We start from the raw sequence: 9,850 nt of genomic DNA, 5'->3' as shown, positions 1-9,850 counted from the left end.
AAGAATAAACCTTAATATGCTTCATTGTTTTTCCACTACCTTCAAATAATTCTTGCTCCTTTTTCGATAATCCTTTTAATGAAAAACCTAAATTAACATGGTCCTTAAGTGCAGCGATGTAATATTTTCCACAAAGATCTTCTTTTGTATGACCATAACAAGGAACTCCTACTCTCATTTCTTCATTGATTTCAGGAAATGTTTTTAGAATAATCTTTCTTAATCTCTGACAAATCTCCTTTTGCGGGGATTTTTGTTTTTTTATATATTCATCAACTTTCTCGTCCATAGTATTGATTAAATAGCTGCATCATTTAAGATTTACTAAAGAAACAAATCAGCTGTTATTTATTAGGTTAAATTATTGTATCTAGCAGGTTTTAATCATATTTTATGATTAGAGTTTAAAAAAATCTAATGGGTACAGTGATTAGAGGTTTAGAGTCTCATTATCTTTTGTGATGTGAGTTTATTATACTCCAAAAATGTTAATACTCACAATAGAATACTTATTTGCAGGTGAATAGAAAATGGATACAAAAAAGGGATTTTTAATAATTGGAATAATACTCATTATCATTTCTGCAATATCTCTTATTTTTGGATATCTTATTAGAGAGCTTTGGCCAACGACTAATAAAATTTATGAGATTGGCATACCATCTATTATTGGTACTTTAGGTGTAATTTTTTTTGGAATAAGCAGTGTAATTTTTTTTTACAATAAGTATAAAGAAGAAAAAAAATAAATAATCACTTGTTTTTTTATGGGTACAGTGATTAGAGGCTAAGAGTCACATTATCTTTTATGATTAGAGTCTCTAAAAAATAAATTGTTCTTCTACATAAGTTATTTCAATTAATCCGCCATCATCAGACCATACTTTAGTTTCTGGTTTCACTGTACTAGTTCCACCTTCTTCAAAATCATCATTTTTAACAAGGATCATTAAAATTATTTTTTCATCTTCTCTAATTTTTGGATAAACATAAGAATATTCATAACCACTGGTTAGAATTTTTTCACCATTATTATATACCTCATAAATAGTTGAATTTTGAAAAGGGAAAGTCACTTTTACCTCAACATTTTCAGCAAATTTTTCCCCACGATTATGCAAAATAAGTCTATATCCTTCTTCAGTAGTGTTTTGTATTCTTTGAACCGTTTCAAATGCAACTATATCTGACGATTTTTCAGGAGTTATCAATCCTGATCCAACACCATAAGCGATAGCGACGCTTATAACCGCTGCTAAAGTAGTTACCCATTTTAGCAGTCTATCTTTCTTAAGTTTTGAATTTATCTTATTTATATCTCTTAGATACATTGACCAAAATTCATTAAAGTCTTCGGGTTTCGTCCCTTTTTTTCCTCCCGCCATAACAATCTCTAATTAATACCTAATATAAAAAATATAGTGAAATTAGATATAACAAATCCCATCATCCAATTTTTCTCTACTTGTAATTTTAACATCTATTGGAATTGATGAAATCTGTTGTTTTGCAAAATATTTTCTCACCATGTCATCACTAACATGATCATATCTCAGTGTTGTCTCTACTTTCCTGTGTCGTGCTTTTCTTTGAATAATCTTAGGATTGACATTTTTATTGAAGTCAAGAGTAATCGAGGATGGTTTAATGATGTAGGGTGCTACGTATTTTGTTATCCCTGCTTTTTGCGCTATTTGTTTTGTTGTTTTATTTATGAACCTTCCAAATGGTTTTGGTACTTTACCTTTGTAGGTTCCATTTGGAATGATGATAAGATAATCTTCATAATCTGGTTTTGGGTCTCGATAAAGGAGATATTCTTTTATTGCTTGCATTAGTCTTGGACTAAGAATAATGTAGTTGTTACCTGTTTTTGTATCATCAAGATACAAGGTTTGATTGTCAAGATCCAAATTGCTAAGTTTGATAGAGCTGAATTCACTTGGTCGCAGTAATCCGTCTATTTGAAAAAGAGCGATAACATGCCAAAAAGGATTATCTTTACTTTCTTCCAGATAATCATTGAGTTCTTGTTCACTAAGCACAATTTTGTTACTATGCTCCTGAGCCGGCACAGGAATTTTAAGATCTTCCCTACCTAGCCATTTTGTAAAATGATTTGCTGATGCAACTCGTCGTGCGTTCCCGTTTTTCATGTACGTGTGAAGTAGATATCCTCTCCAGTTGAGCATGTCGTCTTTTGTTACTTCGCTTATTGGTTTGTTCATCCATTGTAGAAATTTTCTTACGTGATAGTAGTAGTTTTGTATGGTTGTTTTCTTCCGGTAATTTAGATTGAGATGTTGATGATATTTTTCTAAGAAATCTCTATTTTTTTCACATAAATCAGGTACTTTCCGCTCTTTTTTCAAAGGTTGTTTAACTACTTCTTCAAAAATAGGTTCTTGTTGCTTTTCAATTTCTCCCAGCCGCAATTGTACAAAATTATTTCTACTATTTTCTTCATTTACCTCATTTGGGATCATAATATCACCGTATTATGGTCTCAGATTACTGGGTGTTCACGCACCCGGTAATCAATACCATTTTTCTCCGAGAAACATAAGGAGTTCCCTCTTTATATACTCCTGTAAGGGGTCATTGAAACTACTTCTGTTGGACAGGAGAATTTTTTAAAGTTATTTTACTAGTAATTCTTTTTAAGAACTTATTAATACTAATTCTATGCTAAATTGGGTGGAGGTTAGTAATTATTCCTTTAAATGACTTTGATGGAGATACGTTTGTTACTTTTTTGGATATTTCAGGCTTTAAAGAATTAATGAAGGATGGGATAAAGGCATGGAATTCATTGAAAAATTTTTACTATAATGGCTATCAAATTCTCCAAGATAACGTTGCAAATGTTGAAGGTTTGTTCATATCTGATAGTGGTATTTTGTTTGTTAGAGACTATGGAAATGAGATAGTCGCTCTTAAGAATTTATTATCTATGGCCAGAGATATTAACAAGAGCATGCTTCAAAATAACATAATGCTTACATCTTCAGTAGCTTTTGGAAAATTTAAGTATCAGAATAAAATTGAATTTTTAGGTATAGAAAAGACAGCAATTTATGGTGAGGCTTATAAGTCGGCTTTTCTGAACAACGAAAACGGCAAGCCGAAAATTCAACCAGGACAATGCCGTATAGTAAAAAATACAATTTCTCAGAAAATCCAAGAAATTTTAGAAAGCCCTAATGATGAAGATGAAATTTTACGATTGGTTAAGAAACGCAATAACGATAATGATCATTTTTATTTTTACTGGATGGTAGATAGCCCTTATGAAATAGCTGGCTTTGAAAAACGTTATAATGATGCTTATAATTTGAAGTACGGAGGTATGATAAAAGCATTAAAAGGTAACTAAAAGAAATAAAATGAATAGCATAATATTTTTGGTGTAAAAATGTATAATTATGGATATACTGGAATCAGTTTATTTTCTGGTGCAGGAGGCCTTTCATATGGCCTTTCAAAAGCAGGATTTGATATGAGGATCGGCATTGATATTGATTCAAATGCTGCTTTAACTCTAAAAATGAATAATAATATTGATGTGATAATTTCTGATATAAAAAATGTCAATCCAACCGAAATTACAAAAGAGTTTAATGTTGATATTAAGGATATTGCTCTTATCGCAGGTGGTCCCCCCTGTCAAGGCTTTTCTCAATCTAATAGAAGATCGAGGAATTTAGACAATCCTTTAAACAATCTTTATTTGGAATTCTTCAGATTTGTAAAAGCATTAAACCCTCAAGTTTTTCTCCTAGAGAATGTAGCTGGTCTTAAAACACTACACAATGGAAAGATAGTTAAAGATATTTTAAAGGTCGCGAAAAGACTGGGTTACCAAGTTCAATATGATATTATCAATGCAGAGGATTTTGGAGTTCCGCAAAGAAGAAAGAGAATCATATTTATTGGGACAAAAAAGAAAGCAAGCAATTTATTACAACCTGAACAAAGCAATATTGTATCAGTTAGAGATGCTTTAAACGATCTTCCAATTTTAGAAAATGGAAATAACATCGATGAATTAAATTACTCAAAAAACAAAAATCTATCTAATTATCAGAAACTTATGAGGAATAATAGTCAAAAAAGTGTAAAAAATAATTTAGTTTCAAAAAACAGAGCTTTAGTTTTGAAACGATATAAATATATACCTCAAGGAGGAAATTGGCAAGACATACCATCAACTTTGATGTCTAATTATAAAAATGTTAAAAATTGCCACGCATGGATTTATTATAGATTAATTTATGATGAACCTTCAGTGGTAATTAGCAATTATAGAAAAAATATGCTAATACATCCAGAACAGAATAGAGGATTGTCAGTTAGAGAAGCTGCTAGGATTCAATCATTTCCAGATAGTTATATTTTCTTTGGGGAGTTTGGTTCACAGCAACAGCAAGTGGCCAATGCTGTTCCACCAATTATGGCAGAGAAAATTGGTGAAAAAATGATAAATTACATAGAAGAGGAATATTAAATGGATTTAAAAGATATCCACAAAGCAATTGGCAATCAAAATAAGTATCTCTGGGAAAATCGGCTCACTAGGAATGACCTAGAGAATTGGTTTGAAAATTTTACCGGAAAAGTTACAGATACAGAAATTGAGAAGAAAACAGCTTTAGAAATTTTATCTTCCTTCATTTACCATAACGAAGATGAAATTAGATTTCTCTGTAAAAATGCATTTAATATTTTTAAAAATACAAAATTAAAAGAATTCATATTTGATGGAAGTGATTTGGAAAATGCTAAATCAACCTTTAATGACTTTATAAAAAAATGTAGATTTTCTCATATAGGACGACCTGGAGAAAGTGGAGGTTACATTTTATATATCTTTAGACATGCAAATAATCTTCCTATACATCTTTTTCCAGGCAGGTGGTCTGAAATAACGAAAGATATCAATTACATATTATTCATTGATGATTTTTTAGGCACGGGTGATACTGCAATAAATTTTTGGGAATCTTCTATTATTAAAAATCTGATAAAAAATTTTCCTGATATAACTCTTTATTATCTTCCATTAGTTGCCTTAAAAAAAGGTGTTGATAATGTAACTTCTTTTACAAGATTTAAAATAATTTCTCCTCAAATTTTTACTGAAGATTACAGAGTCTTCTCAGATAAATCTTGCATATTTCCTGATAGAAAAAAAAGGGAGGAAACAAAAAAAATGTGTGAGGTTTATGGAGAATATCTTGAAGGAATTAATTATTCTTTGGGATATAAAGATTCTCAGGCATTAGTAGGTCTTCATCATAATATTCCAGACAATACTCTTCCAATAATTTGGTCAAAAAGTAAAGGATGGTATCCAATTTTTAAGAGAGAAAAAAAGAGATATTAGGTGGTAAGATGGATGATAATAAGATCAGCGGCTTGAAAAATCCATTTGCAGGATTCAATGCAAGCTTGATGGATTCAGAAGATATTGTTCAGTATTGGATTCAACCTGAAATTTTATTCGAACGGCAAGCAGTAGGTGTAGATCTTACTGGTGAAATTCCTGTTGTACTAATGGGAGGACGGGGGACTGGAAAAACAATGCTCTTAAAGTTTTTATCACATGAGGTTCAAATTAAATATCTTTTAGATGAAGAAAGGAAAAAGAATTTCTTAAAAAATACAAAATTCATTGGAATCTACCATAGATTTGATGGTCCAAGCCTCTCAAGCTTTTCAAATAGAAATATCGATGATGTCGCATGGGAGACAATATTCAAACATTACTTTGAAATTGTTATTGGCCAGAAGTATATTTCTATGCTCTTAACTTTGATAACAAATGAATGTTTAACTCTAACTTCTACTACTGAAAAATCAATTGTTGCTGATATTCTAAATCTTATTGATTTGGAACAAAGTCAGAATGAAGAAGAAAATTATTTGGAAAATTTAAATAAAACAATGCAAATAATGGCAAGAGACGTATTTCAATATATTAATGAGGCAGCTCTTTGTGAAACGCCTAAATTTTATTCAAGACCAATTATAACTTCTGGACAACTAATATTTGGAATTCCTCAAATTTTGATACAAAAAATCCCTGAATTTCAAAACAAGAATATCCTAATTCTTTTAGATGAATATGAAAATTTATTATTTCAACAACAAAAAATTGTAAATACCTTAATAAAACATGTCAAAAAACCAGTAACGTTTCGTTTAGGAACACGACTTTACGGATTTAAAACATATGATACTCTAAACGAAGATGAATTTTTAATGGAAGACGCAGATTATAGGAAAATACTATTTGAAGATATTTTGTTAGCTAATAACACAAATTATAAAAATCTTCTAAAGAAAATAGCTAAAAAAAGGTTAGAAAATGTTGAGCAGTTTAAAAAAATTGGATTCTTAGATATTGAAGACTGGCTAGATGAGCTTAATCCAGTCGAGGAAGCTCTTCATATTGTTTATGAACCAGAAATCTTTGTTAAAGAAAAAAATTTAAAGAATTCTACGGTTGGAAAACAAATCAATGACATTCGTAAAGAACTAATTAGTAAAAATATTCCAAAAAGTAAAGTGGAAGAATTAATATCAAAGTTGCAATGTAGAGAAAATCCCTTAATAGAAATGTTAAATCTACTTCTATTAAGAAGAGACTATGACCCCAACGAATTAATAAATTTTTATAAAGTATATAAGAACGGTGAAAAAGATAAAGAAGAATATAAAAAATATAGGGAGCTTTATAATAAAAACGAATTAGGGTTGCTTTTTCAATTATTAAGTCTTTATCGACCAAAAAAGAAAATGTATGCTGGATTTAATACACTATCAATGTTATCATCTGGAATAATAAGAAATTTTTTAGAGATATGTTACCAAATTTTTAATCTCTCATTATTTTATGACCGTGAGAACATAATTAAAAATGGAAAAATACAATTTCAGATTCAAACTGAAGGGGCAGAAATTAGAGCTGAAAAATTTTATTCAACTATCGAGAGAATTCCAAAGTATGGAAATCAAATTAAATCATTAGTTACTGCATTAGGGGCAATATTTTATGCTTGGCATAAAGATCCACGACTAAGAGAACCAGAAGTTACTTATTTTTGTGTTGATAAAACTTCCCTTTCGGATGAAGCAAGAAAAATACTTGAGACTGCAGTTCAGTGGTCGGTACTTCAACAAAAAAAATCTATGAAAGGAAAGACATCAGATGAACAATTATTGGATGTATACGCTATGAATCACATTTTATCCCCATACTTTACGATATCATACAGATTACGCGGCCGAATTCCTCAGTTTAATAAAAATGATGTTGAAACATTAATTTTTGGAGAGGAACAGCAAAAACAAAGAGTAATAAATAGATTAGGTCGGTGGACCGGCATCCAAGAGCAACAATATACTCTTTTTGATTTTGGGGAATAAAGATGATTAAAATTGGGGGTTTAATTTTAAATCTTGATGAATTTAAAAGATATTTTAATTCAAATATCCATTTATTTATTAGCGGAATTAGTTGGGAAGAAAGATGTCATTATGGATGGAAAAGATTAATAGAAAATAATTTTATTCCAGAACAGAAAATTATTCTTTACTATAAAGAAGTATTAGACAAAAATTTGGTTGGTAGTAAACAAGATTCAGAAAAATATTTCGATGATTTATTTAATATTAAATCTTCCGGTAGCAAATTATTTTTGAATATTTTCGATGAGATATCCGGATGTTCAGAATTTGCAAAATTCTTGGATTCGAATTTCAAAGATATCAAAAATAAAACAGTCATAATTGATTTTTCGGTAATGATAAAACCTTATATTTTTATTTTATTAAAATATTTAATTAATATAAAAAAAGTAAATAAAATACTGTTGTTATATACTGAGCCTTTGTCATATCAGCAGCCAAGGAAAAAATATATTCTAGAAGAAGGTGAATTTTTTACAAAGGGGACAATTCATACTGGTGAAATTCCCAGTTATTCCGGTATTAGGGTTTTAGATAAAAAGAATGCGCTTATTGTTCTCATGGGTTTTGAAGGAGGAAGAGCCGTTGAAGTTGTTAATGCCGCGGATCCTGATATCACTATCCCGATTAATGGATTTCCAGCATATCGACCCGAATTTAAAGATATTAGTATTTTAATGAATGAAGAATTATTGCGAGAGCCTGAAATATTTAAAAATCTACAATATGCACCTGCTAATGATCCCTTTGAGACTAACAATGTATTAAATGATATCTATATTCAATTTCATGAAAGATATAATATTTCAATAGCGCCGATTGGCACAAAACCTATGGCAATTGGGAGTTGCTTATTTGCATTGATGTTCTCGGATTGTCGAATAATTTATCCATATCCCACAGAATATAACTTAAAATCATCCAAGGGATGTGGGCCAACATGGGTTTATGTATTAAATATTTTTGAGGATGATAAATGAAATATAATTATTTTAAAAATCAAATATTAAAATGGCATCTTACTAATAAAAAAGAATTCGATTGGAGAAATACTGACGAACCATATAAAATTCTACTATCTGAAATCCTTTTACATAAAACAGATGTAAAAAAAGTTGAAAAAGTATACCCAAAATTCATTAAAAAATATCCTACAATTTACCATATTTATAATTCGGATATTATCTCTTTGGAAGAAATGTTTAAAGGTATAGGTCTGTTCTACAGGGCTAACAGATTGAAAAAAATTTCACAAAATATCGTTGAAAATTTCAATGGCGAAATTCCAAACACAAAAGAAAAACTTATGTCTCTTTTAGGAGTAGGCAGTTACATATCTAATGCTGTCTTGTGTTTTGCCTTTAAAAAAAGAGTGCCAATTGTAGATACAAATATTATTAGGATTTATAATCGGATATTCAAACTAGAATCAAAAAAAAACCGACCAAGAAATGATAAAATAGTTTGGGAATTTGCTTGGAAGATGTTACCCAAAGAAAGTTATATAGAATATAACTATGCTCTTTTGGACTTCTCTTCAGATGTCTGTAGAGCTAGAAACCCACTATGCAAAATTTGTGTTATGAGAAACATCTGCGAAAATTGGAAAAAAGGTGAGAAAAATGAAGGTTGAACTAATCAAATATACTCCAGATCCAGACAAAACTTGTGCCGCAGCTGCACTAAGTTGTCATTCAGAAAAATCATCAGGTGACATCATCAATGAACTAACAGATGATACTGTTGAAAAAATTTTAAATCAAACTATTAGCAAAGGCCATCACTCTGTAATAGAACATGCATCTTTTACATTTAGTGTTAGGGGAGTATCCAGATCATTAACCCACCAACTTGTAAGGCATAGAATTGCATCTTATTCTCAACAAAGCCAAAGATATGTCAAATTAGAAGAACCTACTTTTATTACTCCCCCTACAATCTCTCGAGATAAAAAAAGTCTACAAGATTATAAAAGCTTCATGAACTACTCATGGGATCTTTATAAATCGCTTATAAATAGGAATATTCCAAAAGAAGATGCTCGATTTGTTCTCCCAAATGCTACTACTACCAATATAACAATAACTATGAATGCAAGAGAACTCATTCATTTTTTCAAACTTAGAACCGCAAAAAGTGCACAATGGGAAATAAGAACTCTTGCAAAAGAAATGCTCAAAGAAGTTAAAAAAGTCGCACCAATAATATTTAAAAAATATAATCATACAGATTAATTTTCCTTATAATTAGTTTTTTCTGGCTTTGTATAGTAAAAAATCACTCATTAAATTTGCCACAATATATAATTTCACTTGTTTAATATGTTCATCGTATCTTCGATACTTTTCCAATTATCACAGCAAAATACTTTATGTTT

Annotated in this window: 11 protein-coding genes; 8 read left to right on the top strand and 3 right to left on the bottom strand. The window is 30.0% G+C overall.

The annotated features are described in order from the left end of the window. A partial coding sequence (locus KJA15_04485; GenBank protein ID MBZ9572560.1) for a DUF1801 domain-containing protein occupies positions 1 to 289 on the bottom strand: 289 nt, incomplete at its 3' end. A gap of 241 nt (positions 290 to 530) precedes the next feature. Between KJA15_04485 and KJA15_04480 the strand changes: the two genes are divergently transcribed. Then, on the top strand, positions 531 to 749 hold the full coding sequence (locus tag KJA15_04480) for a hypothetical protein (protein ID MBZ9572559.1): 219 nt from the start codon (positions 531 to 533) through the stop codon (positions 747 to 749). Between the two features lie 72 nt (positions 750 to 821). Here the strand turns inward: KJA15_04480 and KJA15_04475 are convergent, their stop codons facing one another. Both KJA15_04475 and KJA15_04470 read right to left on the bottom strand, forming a co-directional pair. Then, the gene (locus KJA15_04475) at positions 822 to 1,385 is read right to left on the bottom strand and encodes a hypothetical protein (GenBank protein MBZ9572558.1); all 564 of its coding nucleotides are present in this window, start codon (positions 1,383 to 1,385) and stop codon (positions 822 to 824) included. A gap of 42 nt (positions 1,386 to 1,427) precedes the next feature. Then, the gene (locus tag KJA15_04470) at positions 1,428 to 2,486 is read right to left on the bottom strand and encodes a site-specific integrase (GenBank protein ID MBZ9572557.1); all 1,059 of its coding nucleotides are present in this window, start codon (positions 2,484 to 2,486) and stop codon (positions 1,428 to 1,430) included. Between the two features lie 227 nt (positions 2,487 to 2,713). Between KJA15_04470 and KJA15_04465 the strand changes: the two genes are divergently transcribed. The 7 genes from KJA15_04465 to KJA15_04435 are packed head-to-tail and all read left to right on the top strand — an operon-like array spanning position 2,714 to position 9,707. Beyond that, positions 2,714 to 3,376: a hypothetical protein gene (locus KJA15_04465; GenBank protein MBZ9572556.1), complete on the top strand. Its 663-nt coding sequence runs from the start codon at positions 2,714 to 2,716 to the stop codon at positions 3,374 to 3,376. 39 nt (positions 3,377 to 3,415) lie between these two features. Further along, positions 3,416 to 4,507, top strand: a complete 1,092-nt coding sequence (locus KJA15_04460; protein MBZ9572555.1) for a DNA cytosine methyltransferase — start codon at positions 3,416 to 3,418, stop codon at positions 4,505 to 4,507. Then, entirely contained in the window at positions 4,508 to 5,386 is an 879-nt protein-coding gene (locus tag KJA15_04455; protein MBZ9572554.1) for a hypothetical protein, read from the top strand. An 8-nt stretch (positions 5,387 to 5,394) separates the two neighbouring features. Next, entirely contained in the window at positions 5,395 to 7,431 is a 2,037-nt protein-coding gene (locus tag KJA15_04450) for a hypothetical protein (protein ID MBZ9572553.1), read from the top strand. A 2-nt stretch (positions 7,432 to 7,433) separates the two neighbouring features. Beyond that, positions 7,434 to 8,453 carry a hypothetical protein gene (locus KJA15_04445; GenBank protein ID MBZ9572552.1) on the top strand — a complete coding sequence of 340 codons (1,020 nt, stop codon included), beginning with the start codon at positions 7,434 to 7,436 and terminating at the stop codon, positions 8,451 to 8,453. Next, a complete protein-coding gene (locus tag KJA15_04440; protein ID MBZ9572551.1) occupies positions 8,450 to 9,106 on the top strand; it encodes an A/G-specific adenine glycosylase in 657 nt (218 codons plus the stop codon). Before KJA15_04445 ends, KJA15_04440 begins: the two co-directional genes overlap by 4 nt. After that, positions 9,096 to 9,707, top strand: coding sequence for an FAD-dependent thymidylate synthase (locus KJA15_04435; GenBank protein MBZ9572550.1), 612 nt, complete (start codon positions 9,096 to 9,098; stop codon positions 9,705 to 9,707). The genes KJA15_04440 and KJA15_04435 overlap by 11 nt, the downstream gene beginning before the upstream one ends. The last annotated feature ends 143 nt before the right edge of the window (positions 9,708 to 9,850 follow it).

This window comes from Patescibacteria group bacterium (genome assembly GCA_020148145.1).
Taxonomy (GTDB): domain Bacteria; phylum Patescibacteriota; class Minisyncoccia; order Minisyncoccales; family JAHCRE01; genus JAHCRE01.
The sequence above is the reverse complement of the archived record's forward strand: the minus strand, read 5'-3'. Positions and strand labels throughout refer to the sequence as shown.